Annotated in this window: 20 protein-coding genes; 18 read left to right on the forward strand and 2 right to left on the reverse strand. The window is 44.9% G+C overall.

Annotated elements, in window-relative coordinates; genetic code table 11:
* Nucleotides 1–5 precede the first annotated feature (5 nt).
* The 10 genes from asp1 (at nucleotide 6) to B7720_RS05430 (ending at nucleotide 10326) form a co-directional block, all read left to right on the forward strand.
* Nucleotides 6–1586: an accessory Sec system protein Asp1 gene (gene asp1 / locus B7720_RS05385; RefSeq protein ID WP_084856906.1), complete on the forward strand. Its 1581-nt coding sequence runs from the start codon at nucleotides 6–8 to the stop codon at nucleotides 1584–1586.
* Nucleotides 1570–3099, forward strand: coding sequence for an accessory Sec system protein Asp2 (gene asp2, locus B7720_RS05390; RefSeq protein WP_000412870.1), 1530 nt, complete (start codon nucleotides 1570–1572; stop codon nucleotides 3097–3099). The genes asp1 and asp2 overlap by 17 nt, the downstream gene beginning before the upstream one ends.
* Nucleotides 3096–3536: an accessory Sec system protein Asp3 gene (asp3, locus tag B7720_RS05395; RefSeq protein ID WP_042902815.1), complete on the forward strand. Its 441-nt coding sequence runs from the start codon at nucleotides 3096–3098 to the stop codon at nucleotides 3534–3536. Before asp2 ends, asp3 begins: the two co-directional genes overlap by 4 nt.
* Entirely contained in the window at nucleotides 3523–5901 is a 2379-nt protein-coding gene (gene secA2 / locus B7720_RS05400; RefSeq protein ID WP_420902933.1) for an accessory Sec system translocase SecA2, read from the forward strand. The genes asp3 and secA2 overlap by 14 nt, the downstream gene beginning before the upstream one ends.
* Before the next feature lie 12 nt (nucleotides 5902–5913).
* Complete coding sequence (gene gtfA / locus B7720_RS05405; RefSeq protein WP_084856910.1) at nucleotides 5914–7434, forward strand: accessory Sec system glycosyltransferase GtfA; 1521 nt, start codon at nucleotides 5914–5916, stop codon at nucleotides 7432–7434.
* Nucleotides 7418–8764: an accessory Sec system glycosylation chaperone GtfB gene (gene gtfB, locus B7720_RS05410; RefSeq protein WP_084856913.1), complete on the forward strand. Its 1347-nt coding sequence runs from the start codon at nucleotides 7418–7420 to the stop codon at nucleotides 8762–8764. Before gtfA ends, gtfB begins: the two co-directional genes overlap by 17 nt.
* Nucleotides 8757–8936, forward strand: coding sequence for an accessory Sec system protein Asp4 (gene asp4, locus B7720_RS05415; RefSeq protein WP_000161925.1), 180 nt, complete (start codon nucleotides 8757–8759; stop codon nucleotides 8934–8936). The genes gtfB and asp4 overlap by 8 nt, the downstream gene beginning before the upstream one ends.
* 5 nt (nucleotides 8937–8941) lie before the next feature.
* A complete protein-coding gene (gene asp5, locus B7720_RS05420; RefSeq protein ID WP_084856915.1) occupies nucleotides 8942–9163 on the forward strand; it encodes an accessory Sec system protein Asp5 in 222 nt (73 codons plus the stop codon).
* A gap of 67 nt (nucleotides 9164–9230) precedes the next feature.
* Complete coding sequence (locus B7720_RS05425) at nucleotides 9231–9716, forward strand: immunity protein YezG family protein (RefSeq protein ID WP_049489517.1); 486 nt, start codon at nucleotides 9231–9233, stop codon at nucleotides 9714–9716.
* A gap of 70 nt (nucleotides 9717–9786) precedes the next feature.
* Nucleotides 9787–10326: a T6SS immunity protein Tdi1 domain-containing protein gene (locus B7720_RS05430; RefSeq protein ID WP_042902810.1), complete on the forward strand. Its 540-nt coding sequence runs from the start codon at nucleotides 9787–9789 to the stop codon at nucleotides 10324–10326.
* A 102-nt stretch (nucleotides 10327–10428) separates the two neighbouring features.
* Here the strand turns inward: B7720_RS05430 and B7720_RS05435 are convergent, their stop codons facing one another.
* Complete coding sequence (locus B7720_RS05435) at nucleotides 10429–11382, reverse strand: aromatic acid exporter family protein (RefSeq protein ID WP_042902809.1); 954 nt, start codon at nucleotides 11380–11382, stop codon at nucleotides 10429–10431.
* Between the two features lie 49 nt (nucleotides 11383–11431).
* Nucleotides 11432–12643, reverse strand: a complete 1212-nt coding sequence (gene sstT / locus B7720_RS05440; RefSeq protein ID WP_042902808.1) for a serine/threonine transporter SstT — start codon at nucleotides 12641–12643, stop codon at nucleotides 11432–11434.
* Nucleotides 12644–12792: 149 nt separating this feature from the next.
* Here sstT and B7720_RS05445 point away from each other — a divergent pair, with 149 nt between their 5' ends.
* From B7720_RS05445 to rsfS, 8 genes are all read left to right on the forward strand, one after another.
* Nucleotides 12793–13353 carry a mechanosensitive ion channel family protein gene (locus B7720_RS05445; protein WP_001150569.1) on the forward strand — a complete coding sequence of 187 codons (561 nt, stop codon included), beginning with the start codon at nucleotides 12793–12795 and terminating at the stop codon, nucleotides 13351–13353.
* A 57-nt stretch (nucleotides 13354–13410) separates the two neighbouring features.
* Nucleotides 13411–14319, forward strand: a complete 909-nt coding sequence (locus tag B7720_RS05450) for a magnesium transporter CorA family protein (protein WP_084856918.1) — start codon at nucleotides 13411–13413, stop codon at nucleotides 14317–14319.
* Nucleotides 14320–14337: 18 nt separating this feature from the next.
* A complete protein-coding gene (locus tag B7720_RS05455; protein WP_042902806.1) occupies nucleotides 14338–14865 on the forward strand; it encodes a YqeG family HAD IIIA-type phosphatase in 528 nt (175 codons plus the stop codon).
* Between the two features lie 2 nt (nucleotides 14866–14867).
* The gene (gene yqeH, locus B7720_RS05460) at nucleotides 14868–15974 is read left to right on the forward strand and encodes a ribosome biogenesis GTPase YqeH (RefSeq protein WP_084856920.1); all 1107 of its coding nucleotides are present in this window, start codon (nucleotides 14868–14870) and stop codon (nucleotides 15972–15974) included.
* 213 nt (nucleotides 15975–16187) lie between these two features.
* Complete coding sequence (yhbY, locus tag B7720_RS05465) at nucleotides 16188–16499, forward strand: ribosome assembly RNA-binding protein YhbY (protein ID WP_000060171.1); 312 nt, start codon at nucleotides 16188–16190, stop codon at nucleotides 16497–16499.
* A gap of 50 nt (nucleotides 16500–16549) precedes the next feature.
* Nucleotides 16550–17179, forward strand: coding sequence for a nicotinate-nucleotide adenylyltransferase (locus B7720_RS05470; protein WP_084856923.1), 630 nt, complete (start codon nucleotides 16550–16552; stop codon nucleotides 17177–17179).
* Nucleotides 17179–17772 (forward strand): bis(5'-nucleosyl)-tetraphosphatase (symmetrical) YqeK, encoded by a 594-nt coding sequence (gene yqeK / locus B7720_RS05475; RefSeq protein ID WP_084856925.1) that lies wholly within the window; start codon nucleotides 17179–17181, stop codon nucleotides 17770–17772. Before B7720_RS05470 ends, yqeK begins: the two co-directional genes overlap by 1 nt.
* Nucleotides 17773–18126, forward strand: coding sequence for a ribosome silencing factor (rsfS, locus tag B7720_RS05480; RefSeq protein ID WP_084856928.1), 354 nt, complete (start codon nucleotides 17773–17775; stop codon nucleotides 18124–18126).
* The last annotated feature ends 87 nt before the right edge of the window (nucleotides 18127–18213 follow it).

Below are 18213 nucleotides of genomic sequence, written 5' to 3' on the forward strand. Positions count from 1 at the left end.
TTTTGATGTATTACTTTATCCCAGCTTGGTATGGCAAGGAACGTCCCTGGCATGCCGATTTAACACCTTGGTATTTTTCTCATTTTAAGCTAGAATTTGATGACACCTTCAATCAGATTCGCTTGACGCAACGCCAAGGGATTCCTGCACAGGTCCTCCTTTTGTCCTATCAGCCTCATCTTCGCTATTTTCTCCATCGCCAAGGTATTTTAGAAGCACCAGTTTATTCCTTATTTGATGAATTGCAGGATTTTCATGAGATTCGACCGCAGGTCTTGCAGGTCAGAGATATTGAGTGGGAAGAGGACTGCGAGTTTGTTTACAGTCCCTTTACCATTTTAGTTTTGAGAAATGGAAAGCCCTATGCTCAGGTGGAGCATGGGATTGAAGGTTTTATCAGTACGATTCAGTATTTCAAGGAAGATGGGCTCTTGTCTGCCAACTACCTGATGGATGATCGGGGACTGGTTTCCAGTGTGATTTACTACGAAGAGGGACAGGCTCTCTACCAAGACTACCTCAATCCCAAGGGACTGTGGCAGTTTAGAGAGTACTTGCAAGATGATGGCCGTATCGAGGTCAATCCTATCTTTGCTTTTCGCTTCCAAAAAGAGGCCTACCAAGATATGGGAGAATTGATTGCTGAATTTTTTGAGAAGAAAATAGCTCAACTCCCTGAGGAAGGAGCGACCTATTTTCTGCCTGCATGTGATCAACACAATGCCTTCCTTTTAGAACGATTGCCTCACCAAACCACCAAGGTTCTCAGCCTTTTTATCGGACGAAATCCCCAAGAGCAATTACCACAACTGGCAGGTCTGCTGGATAAGGTGGACCTTGTTCTGGTTGACAGGGAGGATACCCTGCGCTTGGCTCAGTCTGCCTTTTCAGAACAAGCAATGAAGTTTCGTCATTTATCGCCTTTTGATACGCGCTTGGAGCTGGGAAAGAGTCAGACTCGGAAGGAGTCGCTTCTCTACTATCAACTGGACTTTGAGCAGGGGATAGAGGACCAGGCTCTCTATCAGGTCTTGCGTTTCCTTTCTGAAAACAAGGATACAGAGCTGGTCTTTGGAGCCTTTGCTGCTAGTCAAGAAGAAATGAAGCGGCTGGAAACACGTGTTTCTGAGATGATTGCAGAGCAGTTTCAAGACCAGGAACTGGAGAAGGAAGTTGATTATCAAGGAGCTGAAAATCCACTTGAGGACAATCGCCATCAGAGCAAGCGCTATTCGTTTGTCAATATGAGGGATGAATCGGAGTTAATCAAGCAGCTGGAATTTGTTCGTTTGATTGTCGATTTGAACAGTCAGCCTCTTCTTTATACTCAGATCGCGGGGATTAGTGCTGGTATCCCTCAAATCAATAGGGTCAAAACAGAGTATGTCAGCCATCAGAAGAATGGCTATCTGTTGGAAAATACTGCCGATTTTGCTCAAGCTGCCCATTACTATCTCGATAGCCTGCAGGTGTGGAATGATGCTCTGATCCATTCCATCGAAAAGATAAAGGAACACACTGGGGAGCAATTCCTGATCAAGCTAGAAAAGTGGTTGGAGGAGGTGACTCATGGAAAAGAAATATAAGATCTTGCAAATCGGTCCAGAGGATTGGCGAGATACCCTTGCCCTACCAGCCCAACTTGACTGGTATCATGTTCCTCCCAACACACCGTCTGCCATCCAGAAAATCATGGATGAGAAAAATTTGGATCACTTTCATGCTGTCATTCTCACGGATGGGGCTTATCTAGTAGATTTGTTGCCTTTTGCATCTAGCTTGGAACCCTATACGGTTTTCTATCCAGAACAGTTTGCAAGTCAGGATAAAAACATTCAGAACCTCATCAAACAGCACTGTATGCAAGCAATGGATCTGTCAGACCGACAGGGCTTTGTTCGAGACCTTTCCACCTCCCTCTTTGAAGGTGGTTATGGAGACAAGCTGAGTCCAGCTACGATACGGATTCACCCGAGTTTCCAAGGCTCTATCTCCTATCAAGGATTTGAATATCTGGAGCTGGAAGGAGACTTTGGCAAGACCTATACCCAGCTAGCTTCTTGGGCCTATAATCAGTCTGTCCAAGCCCATTCGCCAATCGAACTCTGGCTCGAATATGAAAAGAGTGGACCAGTGGACTTGCGCTTGCGTTTGCGAAAAATCCCAGCAGGATCCGTTTCAGAGATTAGACAGGACATTCTCTTTGAGGAAGCAGACTTTGCCTCAGCAATCATAGTGGAGCAAGACTATGATGCTTATCTTAGCATTTCTCTTGAAGCGCGTGGTCAGGGAAAGGTCAACATCGGCAATCTCCACCAACGCTGGAGCCGGAAACAGTTTGGAAAGTTTGTTCTCGGAGGCAATATCCTACATGACAAAAAACGCGAGGAAATCAACTATTTCTTTCACCCGGGGGATTTCAAGCCTCCTCTAGCAGTCTATTTCTCAGGTTACCGTCCGGCGGAAGGTTTTGAGGGTTACTGGATGATGAAGAATCTCAGATGCCCCTTTCTCCTCTTTTCGGACCCTCGATTAGAAGGAGGAGCCTTTTACCTAGGAACTGGGGAGTTGGAAGACAGCATACAAGCAACCATCCAACACTATCTGGACTATCTAGGCTTGGATAGAAGTGACTTGATCCTATCTGGGCTGTCAATGGGAACCTTCCCAGCCCTCTACTACGGAGCCTACTTTGAACCCAAGGGGATTGTAGTCGGAAAACCCTTGACCAATCTAGGAACCATCGCACAGCGGGGCCGACTAGAGGCGCCAGGAGTCTTTCCAACTAGCTTTGATGTCTTGCACCTTCAGACTGGAGGAGTGAGCCAGAAAGACATGAAGGACTTGGATCAACGTTTTTGGACCCGATTTGAACAAGCTGATTTTTCCCAGACGACCTTTGGTCTTTCTTACATGAAGGACGAGGATATGGATAGTGGTGCCTATGACCAGCTAGTGGAGACTCTTTGCCAGACAGGAGCTAAGATTTTGTCGAAAGGGACAGCAGGTCGACACAATGATGATACAGGAACAAACGTTGCCTGGTTTATTCATTTTTACAAGATGATACTAGAAGAATACGGAAGAGGTGAGACATGATTATCATCAAGAGAGAGGATATTAGGTGGGGCGAGATGGGAGCCACTTATCTTTACGGTAGCCAGATCACCTATCATGCAGATGGTCATGTTACCCTGAAAAATCCTTTGCTGGCTTCAGGTGAAACCCTTAAAACCTGGTTTTCCAGTGTCAACTACCAGGCTACTAGAAGCCAGCCCAGCCTCCCTCTTCTTAAGAAAAATCATACCTACCGTCTCTCTATGAAGATGCAGGTTCAACCGACTAATGGCCTCTATCTCAAACTGACCTTTTTAAACCGTTATGAGGAAATCATCGAGGAGAAGATTGAAAGACAATTTTCTTTTAGCTTCACCTATCCTGAAGCGGCCTACACCTACCGCCTTTCCTTGATTAGTGCAGGTTTTGAGGCTCTTGACTTTGTTTCGTTTTCTATTGAGGAGGATGCTGGTGTTTAATCATTTGTATCAGGAAAGACAACTGAGAAAGGTCAAGAAGCTTTTAAGCCAAATCAACGCCCTCAAAGAAGAGATGGCAGCTCTCAGTGATGAGGAAATGGCTGCAAAGACAGAGGAGTTTCGCCAGCGCCTTGCCCAGGGAGAAACCTTAGATGAGCTATTGGTAGAAGCCTATGCCCTTGTTCGTGAGGCCGATAAACGGGTCTTGGGTCTCTTTCCCTATGATGTGCAAGTCATGGGAGCCATTGTGATCCACCAAGGAAATGTGGCTGAGATGAATACGGGTGAGGGCAAGACCTTGACTGCAACCATGCCCCTCTACCTCAATGCCCTAACGAGAAAAGGTAGCATGCTGGTCACGACTAATGACTATCTGGCTAGACGGGATGCAAGCGAAATGGGCCCAGTTTACCAATTTTTAGGTCTAACTGTCGGTCTTCCCTTCTCAGAGGACCCAAAAGAGGACTTGACTGCCGAAGAGAAAAGAAAGATCTACACCTCGGACATCGTCTACACAACCAATAGTGTACTGGGCTTTGACTATCTCAATGACAATCTTGCCTCCACTCGTGAGGGGAAATTCCTGTCTCCCTTTAACTATGTCATCATTGATGAGATCGATGATATTCTACTCGATAGTGCCCAAACTCCCTTGATTATCGCAGGTTCTCCCCGTGTCCAGTCTAACTATTATGGGATGATTGATACCCTAGTGACGACCTTGGTTGAGGGAGAGGACTACATCTACAAGGAAGAAAAAGAGCAGGTTTGGTTGACACGAAAGGGGGCCCAGACGGTTGAAGCTTTCTTAGGAATTGATCATCTCTACAAGGAAGAGTACGCCAGTTATGTTCGGCATCTAGTCTATGCTCTCAGAGCCCATACGCTCTTTACCAAGGACAAGGACTATCTGGTTCGAGGTCAAGAGATGGTTTTGCTGGATAAGAGCACAGGTCGCCTGATGGAAATGACCAAACTTCAAGGCGGTCTCCACCAAGCCATCGAAGCCAAGGAACATGTGAAGCTCTCTCCTGAGACCAGAGCCATGGCTTCAATCACCTACCAAAGTCTCTTTAAAATGTTTCGCAAAATCTCAGGTATGACAGGAACGGGAAAGGTAGCAGAAAAAGAATTTTTCGAAACCTACAACATGGCCGTCATTCGCATCCCGACCAATCGCCCACTTAGGCGAATGGACCATCCGGACAATCTCTATGTGACCCTCCCTGAGAAAGTGTATGCCTCTCTCGAAGCTATCAAGACCTACCACGCCAAAGGCAATCCACTCCTGATCTTTGTCGGATCTGTTGAAATGTCCCAACTTTACTCGTCCTTGCTCTTGCGAGAGGGGATTTCCCACAATGTCCTCAATGCCAATCATGCGGCGCGTGAAGCCCAGATCATCGCAGAGTCTGGACAGATGGGGGCAGTGACCGTTGCGACTTCTATGGCAGGTCGCGGGACAGATATCAAACTCGGTCCAGGAGTCGCAGAATTGGGCGGTTTGATTGTGATCGGTACCGAGCGAATGGAGAGCCGACGGATTGACCTGCAAATCAGAGGTCGTTCCGGCCGCCAGGGCGATCCAGGCATGTCTCAATTTTTCGTGTCGCTTGAAGATGATGTGATCAAAAAGTTCGGACCGTCTTGGGTTCACGACCTGTATCAAGACTACCAAGTGGAAGATATCAGCAAACCCATCCTACTTAAGGCTCGCAAGTACCGCAACCTCGTCAGAAAAGCCCAAGAGGCTAGTGATAGTGCCAGTCGCTCAGCGCGCAGACAAACCTTAGAGTATGCGGAAAGTGTCAATATCCAGCGCCAAATGGTCTACAAAGAAAGAGATCGTTTGCTGGATGGGAGCCGTGATTTAGAGCATATCCTTGAGGATATATTGGCAGACTATACCAAACAAATCTCAGAAAAAGCCTATAGTAGCCCCCAAGAGCTCCTTCACTTCATCGTGACCAATATTAGCTTTGGGATGAGAGAACTACCAGCTGATTTGGATTTAGCTGATGCAGATCAGATTCGGGAGTTGATAGAGGAAATAATAGCCAAGGAAATCGCGGCTAAAAAGGAACTTCTTCAATCTCACCAGCTCTATGATTCTTTTCTGAGAATATCTATGCTCAAGGCTATTGATGACAACTGGGTTGAGCAAGTCGACTATCTCCAACAGCTCAGTCTAGCAATCGGGAGCCAGTCTGCTTCTCAAAAGAACCCTATCGTAGAGTACTATCAGGAGGCCTATGCAGGCTTTGAAACCATGAAGCAACAAATTCGTACAGATATGGTACGCAATCTTCTCATGGGGATTGTGGAAGTAACGCCCAAAGGTGAGATTCTCACCCATTTTCCATAAAAAGAGGATCATATGACAATTTACAATATAAATCTAGGAATCGGTTGGGCGAGTAGTGGTGTCGAGTATGCCCAGGCCTACCGAGCAGGGATTTTTAGAAGTTTAGACCTAGCATCTAAGTTTATCTTTACAGACTTAATTCTAGCAGACAATATCCAGCATTTAACGGACAATATCGGCTTTGCGGATGATCAGGTAATCTGGCTTTACAATCATTTTACAGATATCAAGCTAGCACCGACCAGTGTTACAGTTGACGAGGTCTTGGCTTCTTTTGGTGGCCTTGAGAGTCATAGAGAGCAGGATGGCAAAGTCTTGCGCGTCTACTTTTCAGATGAGGATAAGTTTGTGACCTGCTACTTGGTAGACTCGGCTAAGAATCTAGTACAGCATGCAGAGTATGTGTTTGGGGGTAACTTGATTCGCAAGGATTATTTCTCCTACACACGCTACTGTACAGAATATTTCGCACCTAAAGACCAGGTGGCTAGGCTCTATCAACGAAGCTTTTTCAATGAAGATGGCAGCACTGCTTACGATATCTTGCTGACTGAAGGACAGGAAGAGGTCTATCGATTTAAGGACCGGATTCTGTACGGAAAGCCAGCCCTTATGCGCTATTTTATGCAAAGTTTGAACTTGAGCAAGTCTGATTTGGTCATCTTGGACAGGGAAACAGGGATTGGTCAGGCTGTTTTTGAAGAAGCACAAAAGGCCCATCTAGCAGTTGTCGTTCACGCAGAGCACTATAGTGAAAATGCTAGCAACGAAGACTATCTCCTTTGGAACAACTACTATGAGTATCAGTTTACAAATGCGGACAAGGTCGATTGCTTTATCGTATCCACGGATCGGCAGAAGGAAGTTCTCGAAGGTCAATTTGCCCAGTACAGTCAGCATCGTCCACGAATCATCACGATTCCGGTTGGGAGCATTGATCAGCTGACGGAGCCTGCTAGGGAACGCAAGCCCTTTTCTCTCATTACGGCTTCGCGTCTAGCCAAGGAAAAACACATTGACTGGCTCGTCAAGGCGGTTATCCAAGCGCATCAAGTCCTCCCTGAGGTCACCTTTGACATTTATGGCAGTGGGGGTGAGGAGTCCCTTTTAAGGGAAATCATCACGGCTCACCAAGCGGAGAACTATATCCAGCTCAAGGGGCATGCAGACCTGGCTCAGATCTATCCCCAGTATGAGGTCTATCTGACAGCCTCAACCAGTGAAGGCTTTGGTCTGACCTTGATGGAGGCAGTTGGATCAGGCTTGCCCCTGATTGGCTTTGATGTGCCTTATGGCAACCAAACCTTTATCCAGGACGGTCAAAATGGCTACTTGATTCCAAGTTCAGACGACCATGTTGAAATGGAAATTAAAAGGGCCTTCGCGGAAAAGATCTGCCAGCTCTATCAGGAAAATCATTTGCCAGCTATGCGAACAGCATCTTATGAGCTAGCGAGAGGATTTTTAACAGACAAAGTAAGGGACAAGTGGAAGAAAACGATAGAGGAGGTCCTGCATGATTCAACTATTTGATCGATATGGCCAGGAAAGCCGAGATTTGCATGAAAGTCTAGAAGCTGCTGGCCTGTCCCATGTCACGGTTGTGATCGAGCCAGATGGCTTTCTCCCAGAGGGGATTCTTTCTCCCTTTACCTACTATCTAGGTTACGAGTCGGGAAAAGCTCTTTATTTCAATCAAGTAGTCGTACCTGAATTTTGGGAGATTGCGGGCAATAACCAGTCGGCGCATATCCTAGAGGATTCTCGGGAGAGGGGCGTGATTCACTATGTGGAGGCTCCTCAGGCCCGTTTGGTCAAGCAAGTCGACTGGAAGGACCTATCCGGTCGCATCTACCAAGCAGACCACTATAACCGATACGGAGCCTGCTTTGCCAAGACCACTTATAGTGTGGATGGACAGGCTATCCTGACCAAGTATCAGGATGCAAAGGGACAGGAAATTGTCCTAGAAAATCATGTGACAGGCGATATCCTCCTAACCTTGCCCGGACAAGCCCTGCGCCATTTTAAAAATCGAGTGGAGTTCACGATCTTCTTTTTGCAAGACTTGGGAATCGACACTCGCCACCTTCTCTTTAACACTCTCGCCACTTCTTTTTTGGTCTCATACCATTATCCAGACAAGAGTGGACAGGATATCTTAGTCTGGCAAGAACCGCTAGATGATTGTCTTCCTGGGAATATGCAGCTGCTCTTGGAGCAAGAGGGGCTGAGAGCCAAGCAGATTCTCATACCAGACAAGGCTACCTATGAACAAGCCTTGGCCTTGGCCAATCCAGTCTATCATGACAAGTTTGTCCATCTAGGTTATCATTATCAATTTAAAAGAGAAAACTTCGTTCGACCAGATGCCTTGATCGTTACCAACTCAGATCAGATCGAGCATATCGAAACCCTGATTGAGTCCTTGCCAATGGTGACCTTCCGAATCGCGGCAGTGACTGAGATGTCGTCCAAGTTGCTGACCTTGCTTTCCTATCCCAATGTCATTCTCTATCAAAACGCCAGTCCGCAAAAGATTCGAGAACTCTACCAGCTGTCAGATCTCTATCTGGATATCAATTATGGAAACGAGCTTTTGGATGCTGTCCGTCAAGCCTTCGAGCACAATATGCTCATCCTAGCCTTTGACCAAACAGCTCATAACAGACCTTACACAGCTCCAGAACACCTCTTTGATGTGCAGGCTGTTGGAGACATGATTGCGAAGATTCAAGAAGCTCTCAGCAGTCTTGACAAGATGGGCCAAGCCCTTGGGCATCAAGGCCGCCATGCCAACTATGTGGACTTGGGCAGTTACAAAGAAAGGATGGAAAGGATAATAGGGGAAGGACATGACTAAAAAAGATTTATTTTACAAGGATGTCGAAGGACGCATGGAAGAGTTAAAGCAAGGAGCGCTTAAGAAAGAAAAGCCTACCCGAGGAGAAAAGATCAGTAAAACCTTCTCCATTTTACTCGGCTTGCTCATCCTTCTTACCCTGATCTTTACATTATTAGGAATCTTGAGGTGAAATTGATGGAAGTTTTGATGATTATAGGAATAATCCTAGCCGTCGCCTTGATTGTCCTGGTTCTCATCCAACCTCGCCAAAGCCAACTCTTTTCCATGGATGCGACCAGCAATATCGGAAAACCAGGCTACTGGCAGAACAACCGCTTGGTAAAAATGGTAACCCTCTTGATTAGCCTAGCCTTGTTTGTCTTGCTCCTCGTTTTTATGATGGTGACCTATCAGTAAGAACGCGGCACCATTCACAGATAGAGGATACTAGAGACGGGGAAATACATCTAAACCGGAGGAACATATGGAACAACAGATTAATGAGAAAATTATCGAAATCGTGCATCAAGCCAACGATATGATTCCAGTTGAGTGGGATGACTTGTATATTGTAATCGAGATGGACAAGACCTATAGCGGGGAAGCCTATTTCTATTTTAAGTATAAAAATCACTATCATTACCATCTGGAATTATCAGAAGATTTTGGTCTATCAATGATGGATATTCTAAGCGAAAACAAGGTTTTATTTAAAAAGTCAGAAGATCTGAAAAGAGTGTTTATTGAAAATGACTTGTCAGATTGGTATATTTGTATCATCCATTTAGATGATAACAACAAGCTTTCAGTCGACTATGACTATGCTCCATGGTTGAAAAGTAATTTTGGACCAACTGCTCGTATGAATTTTTTCAGATATCAATTTCTTGGCTTTGAACCAAGAAACGAAAAAGAACTAGAACAGTTCAAGGCTATGGAAGCCTTCCAGAAGGAGCATAATCAAAAGTAGAGTAAGCTTGATTACATTTTGAAGAATGCGATTTTTTGAGCATTGCTGTTAATGCGAATTGGAGGATAAAATGTTAGAAAACTTTGTTAAAGTGGCAGATATGCCCCAAGAAGTGATTGAAAAATACCAGAATCAAGTTCCAGCTGAGTTGCTTCAAATTTGGCAGGAAGATGGTCTAGGAACTTTTCTTGATGGTTATCTAAAAGTTATCAATCCAGATGATTATCTAGAGCTTCTCCAAAATAGCTATTTCAGAGGTGACATTGCTTTTCCAATGTTTGTGACGGCATTTGGAGATATTATTACTTGGGAAAAGAATGCCTACGTGGGAATTGTCCAATATAATATTCAGGATATGGATATTATTTGTAAGGGTCTGGATTTATTCATTCGATTTTTAGATAATTCATATGTGACTGATAACTTTGAACTTAATTTATATAGGCAAGCTGTTGCCAAACATGCTCAATTAGCCTACGATGAGTGTTTCGGTTTCGTTCCACTTTTGGCATTAGGAGGCTTTAAAGATGTAGACCACATGGATAAGGTAAAAGTCTTGGAGCACATTTACCTCATGTACCAGCTGACAGGTGGTGTAATGGACGACTAGGAGTTGCTATTTCTTTTTTGAAAACAGTGTGAGGGAATAAAATTCTCTTCCAAATGCAAAACACAAGAACCTCAGAGGAAGTCATCTGAGGTTCTTTGCGTTCTAGTTTCCATATTTTTGATAAAAATCGACCTTAACCTGGATAAAGGTTTCGGCTTCGCGTAGTAGTTGCAGGAGGGTGGCACGGGTTTCAAACTCCTCACGTGTTTTCGGGAGACTCCGATTGCGGAAGACTTGCAGATAGCGTTCGATGTCATCAAGTAAGTCATGAGCAGGATTGGTCTGACTTAGCTGGGCAGCAATCTTTGAAAAGAGCTGGGCCAAGATCAAACTCTCACTTGCGGCCAGATGACAGGTATTGATCTGCTGGGCCATGTTTCGTAGAATACGACTTTGTCGCTGCCTCATCTCAAAGTAATGGATGTGGTAGTCCGTCTGGTGAAAGAGATGGTCCGAGTGATCCAGGTAGACCAGTTTGAGAGCCTCATCGAGGAGCTTGTCTAATTGGTCAACGAGTTGAGCTTGATTGCGTCCGTCTCCCCTCGACAGATAGTATTTAAAGCGAAGCAAGATGTCTTTTAACTTTTCTTCGACCTGAAGGTGGTAGCTTTGGATGGCTTTCTCACGAGAGGGCATATAAAGGTTGACCAATAGAGCAAAGCTTGTCCCGATGAGAAAGAGGAGTACTTCATTAAGCAAGAGATCAGGGGAAGTAGACTCCTGTACCAAGAGATGACCGACCAAGACACTGCTAGGGGTGATGCCGATTTCCCAGCCCATTTTGTAAGCAAGAGGGACATAGAGAGCCAGGTAGAGGCCCAGACTCCAGATGTGAAAGCCCGTCAGCTGAAAGGCTAGAACACCGATAGCGAGCGCTAGGAGCATGGAAAAGAGGCGGTTACGTGCTAATTTCAGCGTGCTTCTGCGTGTGTCGGAGAGGCTTAAGAGAGCGATAATTCCGGCTGAAACTGCTGACGATAAATCTAAAAAGTAAGCGAAAAAACAAGCGAGACAGGTCGCTAAGACCAGTTTGGTCGTACGTTGAGTGAGGGACATGAAAATTTCCTAAACTAATAGAGTCAAGTGTTTAACGAGGAGTTAGAGACTAGGGACGAAGTTTTCGGTTTGTAGCATACTCGGCAACCGCTGTAAAGAGGACATCTGTAGAAGAATTCAGGGCTGTTTCGCAGGAGTCTTGCACGACTCCGATCACAAAACCGACTCCGACAACCTGCATAGCCAAGTCGTTGGAAATCCCAAAGAGGCTACAAGCTACAGGAATGAGGAGAAGGGATCCCCCAGCGATCCCAGAGGCCCCGCAGGCAGAAATGGCAGCCACGACACTGAGCACAAATGCTGTCCCAAAGTCTACCGAAATTCCGAGTGTGTTGACGGCAGCCAAGGTCAGGACATTTATGGTAACAGCAGCGCCAGCCATGTTGATGGTTGAACCAAGCGGGATGGAGACAGAGTAGGTGTCAGGATTCAGTCCCAAATCTTGGCAGAGTTTCATATTGACAGGGATATTTGCAGCAGAGCTACGAGTGAAAAAGGCTGTAATACCACTGACACGTAGACATTTCAAAACAAGGGGATAGGGATTTTTCCTCATAAAGAGAAAAGCGATGAGCGGGTTGATGATGAGAGCGACAAAGGCCATAGTAGCAATCAAGAGTCCTAGGAGGACACCGTAGTTGGCCAGACTGGCAATACCCTTGTCTGAGATGGTCTTAAACACCAAGCCTAAAATTCCAAAAGGAGCTAGATTGATAATCCATTCCACGATTTTAGAGGTGACATCCGCCATAGTTTTCAGTAATTCTTTACTGTGTTTACTTGCCTCTCTCATAGCCAAGCCAAAGACGACTGCCCAAGAGAGAATCCCGATATAGTTGGCTTCAACAATGGCATTCAAAGGATTATCCACCAGTTTGAGCAAGAGGTTGCTGAGGACTTGACCGATACCGTTAGGAGCAGCAACTTCTGTATTTGCACTGGTCAGGGTGATTTGCACAGGCAGTAAGAAACTAGCTAGAACGGCTACCAATGCAGCAGCAAAGGTTCCGAGCAAGTATAGGAAAATAACAGTTTTCATATTGGTGTTTTGTCCCTTTTGGTGTTGGGAAAGGGCATTGGCAACAAGGGCAAAAACCAAAATAGGAGCGATGGCTTTCAGTCCGCCTACAAAGAGATCTCCAAGCAGGCCAATTCCTGTAAGGTTTGGAAAGAGCATCCCTAATGTAGCTCCCGAAATCATTCCAATAAGGATTCGTTTGATGAGGCTTGCCTTGGTCCAGGCTCTAATGATTCGTTTCATAGCAGTCTCCTTCAAATGTATTGTTTATAATTATAGTATAAATATGCTATATAGGCAAGTGATATTTTGAAAATAGGGCCGATAATTGAATAATTATGAAAGAAAAGAGAAGGGCGATTTTATGGTATAATAGGGAAAAGGAGTTTTATATGCAAGATTTTTTTCAACGCTATTTTGATAAACTTGATTTAACAACCATATTAGAGAATCTCTTGACCAAGGTGATTTCTCTTTTGATTTTGTTTTTACTATTTTATATAGCTAAAAAGATGCTTCATGCAACTGTACGAAAGATTGTCAAGCCCTCGCTTAAATTTTCCAATCGAGATGCAGGAAGACAAAAGACTATCTCCCGTTTGCTGGAGAATGTCTTTAACTACATTCTTTATTTCTTTCTGCTCTACTGTATCCTGTCTATTTTAGGTTTGCCAGTTTCTAGCCTCCTTGCTGGTGCGGGGATTGCCGGGGTGGCCATTGGTATGGGGGCGCAAGGCTTTCTATCCGATGTCATCAATGGCTTTTTCATCCTCTTTGAACGCCAGCTTGATGTGGGCGATGAAGTGGTTCTCACAAATGGACCGATTACCGTTTCTGGAAAGGTCGTTAGCGTAGGGATCCGTACAACTCAACTGCGAGGTGACGATCAAGCCCTTCACTTTGTTCCAAATCGTAATATCACCGTCGTCAGCAATCTATCTCGTACTGAATAGGCCGGCTATTTTAGCAGATTTGTGGTACAATAGAAGGAGTTTGGTAAAGGAGAGAGTATGCTATTTGTAGAGAAAAAATTAGGTCACGATTGTACGTGGATAGACCTTGATGTAGACAAGATTAAAAACATGGAAGACCTTTCGGATGTCTATGGATTGGACAAGGAAACCATCGAGTATGCTCTGGATAGAAATGAGCGTGCCCACATGGACTATCACCGTGAAACGGGAACGGTAACCTTCATTTATAATGTTCTTGACTTAGAAAAAGACAAAGAATATTATGAAGCGATTCCGATGACCTTTATCGTTGAAAAACAACGGCTGATCACAATTAGCAACCACAAGAATAGTTATGTGATTAAACGAATGGCATCCTACCTTGAAAGCCATGAAGTTGTTTCAATCTACAAATTTCTTTTTGCCAGTTTAGAGATTATTAGCAATGCTTATTATCCAGTGATTGAAGAGATGGATAAAGGTAAGGATGAAATCAGTGCACTTCTTCGTCAAAAAACAACTAAAAAAAATCTTTTTGCTCTCTCTGACTTGGAAACTGGTATGGTTTACCTGACTGCTGCTGCCAAACAAAATCGTCTCCTCTTGGAACATATCCAAGGACATGCCCTTTATCGCAGTTTTAACGAAGTTGAGAGAGAACAGTTTGACGATGCCATGATTGAAGCGCATCAGTTGGTTTCGATGACAGACTTGATTTCTCAAGTTTTGCAACAACTCTCAGCCTCTTACAACAATATCCTAAATAATAATCTAAATGATAATTTGACAACTTTGACAATTATCTCAGTCTTGCTAGCTATCCTTGCAGTTATTACAGGATTCTTCGGAATGAATGTTCCCTTACCGTTTGCAGATGAACCAAATGCTTGGGTTTATATTTTGATAGCTAGTCTCATTTTATGGGTAGTCTTAGCCCAATATTTAAAGAATATTGCTAGAAATTAAAAAAAAAAAGGAGCCAGAATGGCGATTGAAAATTATATGCCAGATTTTGCTGTGGAAGCAGTTTATGATCTGACGGTCCCAAGCCTGCAAGCGCAGGGAATCAAGGCTGTTTTGGTCGATTTGGACAATACCCTCATTGCTTGGAACAACCCTGATGGGACGCCAGAGATGAAGCAATGGCTACATGACCTCCGCGACGCGGGCATTCGCATCATCGTAGTCTCAAATAATACCAAAAAACGGGTTCAACGTGCAGTTGAAAAGTTTGGAATTGATTACATTTATTGGGCCTTGAAGCCTTTCACATTTGGGATTGACCGTGCCATGAAGGAATTCCACTATGAGAAAAATGAAGTGGTCATGGTCGGCGACCAGCTCATGACGGATATACGAGCAGCCCACCGTGCAGGTATTCGCTCGATCTTAGTCAAACCCTTGGTCCAACATGACTCTATCAAAACGCAAATCAACCGGGCTCGCGAGCGCCGTGTTATGCGAAAAATCACTGAAAAGTACGGACCGATTACATATAAAAAAGGAATTTAACTATGGAAGAAATTCTCTGTATTGGTTGTGGAGCAACCATTCAGACGGCAGACAAGGCTGGTCTTGGTTTCACTCCCCAGTCGGCACTTGAAAAAGGTTTGGAGACAGGCGAAGTTTATTGCCAACGCTGTTTCCGTCTTCGTCATTACAATGAAATCACAGATGTCCAGTTGACGGACGACGACTTCCTCAAGCTCTTGCACGAGGTGGGAGACAGTGATGCCTTGGTGGTCAATGTCATTGATATTTTTGATTTTAATGGCTCTGTCATCCCTGGCTTGCCACGCTTTGTATCGGGCAATGATGTCCTCTTGGTTGGAAATAAGAAAGATATCCTGCCCAAGTCTGTTAAACCGGGCAAGATTAGCCAGTGGCTGATGGAGCGTGCCCACGAAGAAGGACTTCGTCCAGTGGATGTCGTCCTGACTTCAGCACAGAATAAGCATGCTATTAAGGAAGTCATTGACAAGATTGAACACTACCGTAAGGGCCGCGATGTCTATGTGGTTGGCGTGACCAACGTTGGAAAATCAACCCTCATCAATGCCATTATTCAAGAAATAACGGGTGACCAGAATGTCATCACGACTTCGCGCTTTCCAGGGACAACCTTGGACAAGATTGAGATTCCGCTTGATGACGGATCTTATATCTACGATACTCCAGGGATTATCCACCGCCACCAGATGGCCCACTACTTGACGGCTAAAAACCTCAAGTATGTCAGCCCTAAAAAGGAAATCAAGCCCAAAACCTATCAACTTAACCCTGAACAAACCCTGTTTTTAGGTGGTCTTGGACGCTTTGACTTCATATCAGGAGAAAAGCAAGGATTCACAGCTTTCTTTGACAATGAACTCAAACTCCACCGTACCAAGCTAGAAGGCGCTAGTGCCTTTTATGATAAGCACCTCGGAACCCTTCTAACACCACCAAATAGTAAAGAAAAAGAAGATTTTCCAAAACTAGTCCAGCATGTCTTTACCATCAAGGACAAGACAGACCTGGTCATCTCAGGCCTAGGCTGGATCCGCGTAACAGACACCGCCAAAGTCGCCGTCTGGGCACCAGAAGGCGTCGCCGTCGTCACACGAAAAGCAATCATTTAAACACAGAAAGGAAAGAGTTGTCTAGATTCGGGCGAGCTCTGCGAGCCCATAACGAATACTTTTCGCCGTGGTGTCAGTTGGTACAAGCGCTTGTACCAACTGCGGAAAATTTGAGACCTTAGGCTCAAATTTTAGTCATGAAAGTCCGAAGGACTTTGCTGACGTCCGTCACCACTTCAGAAAAGTATTAAAAGAAACTCTTTTAAAGAAATTATGTCATTAACATCAAAACAACGTGCCTTCCTCAACAGCCAGGCACACACCCTCAAACCCATCATCCAAATCGGGAAAAATGGTCTCAACGACCAAATCAAAACCAGCGTACGTCAAGCTCTTGACGCCCGTGAATTGATTAAAGTTACGCTCTTGCAAAACACAGATGAAAACATCCACGAAGTAGCTGAAATCTTGGAAGAAGAAATCGGTGTGGATACAGTCCAAAAAATCGGACGCATCTTGATTTTGTATAAACAATCCAGCAAGAAAGAAAATCGCAAGATTTCTAAAAAAGTCAAAGAAATCTAAAACCTACTCCAAACAACTGTTTTTACAGAGAATTAAAGGAAGACGAGCCTATGGCAATCGAATTATTGACTCCCTTTACCAAGGTAGAGTTGGAGCCAGAAATCAAGGAGAAAAAACGCAAACAAGTCGGGATTTTAGGGGGAAATTTTAACCCTGTTCACAATGCTCATCTTGTTGTGGCAGACCAAGTACGACAACAGTTAGGACTGGACCAGGTCCTGCTTATGCCCGAATACCAACCACCTCATGTGGACAAAAAAGAAACCATCCCTGAGCACCATCGTCTCAAGATGCTTGAGTTGGCGATTGAGGGGATTGAAGGCCTGGACATTGAAATCATTGAGTTAGAGCGCAAGGGCATTTCCTACACCTACGACACTATGAAGATTTTGACCGAGCAACATCCAGATACGGATTATTACTTCATTATCGGGGCTGATATGGTGGACTATCTGCCTAAATGGTACCGAATTGATGAGCTGGTCGACATGGTTCAGTTTGTTGGAGTTCAGCGTCCGCGCTACAAGGCAGGGACTTCCTATCCTGTTATCTGGGTGGATGTGCCTCTCATGGACATCTCCTCCAGCATGGTGCGTGACTTCATTGCCCAAGGTCGGAAGCCTAACTTTCTCCTACCTCAGCCAGTGCTAGACTACATCGAGAAGGAGGGGCTCTACTGATGGCATACCAAGACTATATCAACTGTTCCCGTGAGGTTTTGTTGGAAAAAATGGCGGAGCTTCTGCCTGAAAAACGGTTAACCCATTGTTTGGGGGTGGAGCGTGCAGCCATAGAACTTGCGAAACGATTTGGAGTCGATGCCGAGAAAGCTGGTCTAGCAGGCCTTCTTCATGATTATGCTAAAAAGCTGTCAGATCAGGAATTTCTAGACTTGATTGACCGTTATCAGCTAGACCCTGACCTCAAAAACTGGGGCAATAATGTCTGGCATGGCATGGTTGGTATCTACAAGATTCAGGAAGATTTGGATTTGCATGATTCAGAAATCTTGCGAGCTATTGAAATCCATACAGTTGGTGCTGGTCAGATGACAGACCTAGACAAGGTTGTCTACGTTGCAGATTATATCGAGCATAACCGCGCCTTTCCAGGTGTGGATGTGGCGCGTGAAATTGCTGAGCTATCGCTCAATAAGGCAGTGGCCTACGAAACAGCTCGTACCGTGGAGCATCTAGCTCATCAGGGATTACCCATCTATCCCCAAACCCTTGAAACCTATAACGCCTTTGTGCACTATTTGAAAGAGGACTAAATGAACGAAAAAGAATTACTAGAACTAGTCGTGAAAGCGGCTGATGAGAAACGTGCGGAGGATATCCTCGCACTTGATGTACAAGATTTGACCAGCGTGACGGACTACTTTGTCATCACGAGCTCAATGAATAGCCGCCAGTTGGATGCTATCGCTGACAATATCCGTGAAAAAGTAGCCGAAGCTGGTGTTAAAGGCAGCCATGTCGAAGGCGATGCAGCTGGAGGCTGGGTTTTGCTAGACCTCGGTGGTGTCGTTGTGCATATCTTCTCAGAAGAAATGCGTGCCCATTATAACCTAGAAAAACTATGGCATGAGGCGGCTTCTGTGGATATTTCAGAAGCCTTGGCCTAGTAAATAAACTCAGTTGCAGTCAACTGGGTTTCTTTGCTTATTTTAAAAGAAATTGATGGAAAGGTGAGGGCGACGTGTTTGGTTGAT

It is taken from the genome of Streptococcus oralis subsp. oralis (assembly GCF_002096455.1).
Classification (GTDB): domain Bacteria; phylum Bacillota; class Bacilli; order Lactobacillales; family Streptococcaceae; genus Streptococcus; species Streptococcus oralis_CY.

Bases quoted from the DNA above. Each gene is read 5' to 3' on its own strand.
- asp1 (WP_084856906.1), top strand. From the start codon at position 6: ATGTATTACTTTATCCCAGCTTGGTATGGCAAGGAACGTCCCTGGCAT.
- asp2 (WP_000412870.1), top strand. From the start codon at position 1,570: ATGGAAAAGAAATATAAGATCTTGCAAATCGGTCCAGAGGATTGGCGA.
- asp3 (WP_042902815.1), top strand. From the start codon at position 3,096: ATGATTATCATCAAGAGAGAGGATATTAGGTGGGGCGAGATGGGAGCC.
- secA2 (WP_420902933.1), top strand. From the start codon at position 3,523: ATGCTGGTGTTTAATCATTTGTATCAGGAAAGACAACTGAGAAAGGTC.
- gtfA (WP_084856910.1), top strand. From the start codon at position 5,914: ATGACAATTTACAATATAAATCTAGGAATCGGTTGGGCGAGTAGTGGT.
- gtfB (WP_084856913.1), top strand. From the start codon at position 7,418: ATGATTCAACTATTTGATCGATATGGCCAGGAAAGCCGAGATTTGCAT.
- asp4 (WP_000161925.1), top strand. From the start codon at position 8,757: ATGACTAAAAAAGATTTATTTTACAAGGATGTCGAAGGACGCATGGAA.
- asp5 (WP_084856915.1), top strand. From the start codon at position 8,942: ATGGAAGTTTTGATGATTATAGGAATAATCCTAGCCGTCGCCTTGATT.
- B7720_RS05425 (WP_049489517.1), top strand. From the start codon at position 9,231: ATGGAACAACAGATTAATGAGAAAATTATCGAAATCGTGCATCAAGCC.
- B7720_RS05430 (WP_042902810.1), top strand. From the start codon at position 9,787: ATGTTAGAAAACTTTGTTAAAGTGGCAGATATGCCCCAAGAAGTGATT.
- B7720_RS05435 (WP_042902809.1), bottom strand. From the start codon at position 11,382: ATGTCCCTCACTCAACGTACGACCAAACTGGTCTTAGCGACCTGTCTC.
- sstT (WP_042902808.1), bottom strand. From the start codon at position 12,643: ATGAAACGAATCATTAGAGCCTGGACCAAGGCAAGCCTCATCAAACGA.
- B7720_RS05445 (WP_001150569.1), top strand. From the start codon at position 12,793: ATGCAAGATTTTTTTCAACGCTATTTTGATAAACTTGATTTAACAACC.
- B7720_RS05450 (WP_084856918.1), top strand. From the start codon at position 13,411: ATGCTATTTGTAGAGAAAAAATTAGGTCACGATTGTACGTGGATAGAC.
- B7720_RS05455 (WP_042902806.1), top strand. From the start codon at position 14,338: ATGGCGATTGAAAATTATATGCCAGATTTTGCTGTGGAAGCAGTTTAT.
- yqeH (WP_084856920.1), top strand. From the start codon at position 14,868: ATGGAAGAAATTCTCTGTATTGGTTGTGGAGCAACCATTCAGACGGCA.
- yhbY (WP_000060171.1), top strand. From the start codon at position 16,188: ATGTCATTAACATCAAAACAACGTGCCTTCCTCAACAGCCAGGCACAC.
- B7720_RS05470 (WP_084856923.1), top strand. From the start codon at position 16,550: ATGGCAATCGAATTATTGACTCCCTTTACCAAGGTAGAGTTGGAGCCA.
- yqeK (WP_084856925.1), top strand. From the start codon at position 17,179: ATGGCATACCAAGACTATATCAACTGTTCCCGTGAGGTTTTGTTGGAA.
- rsfS (WP_084856928.1), top strand. From the start codon at position 17,773: ATGAACGAAAAAGAATTACTAGAACTAGTCGTGAAAGCGGCTGATGAG.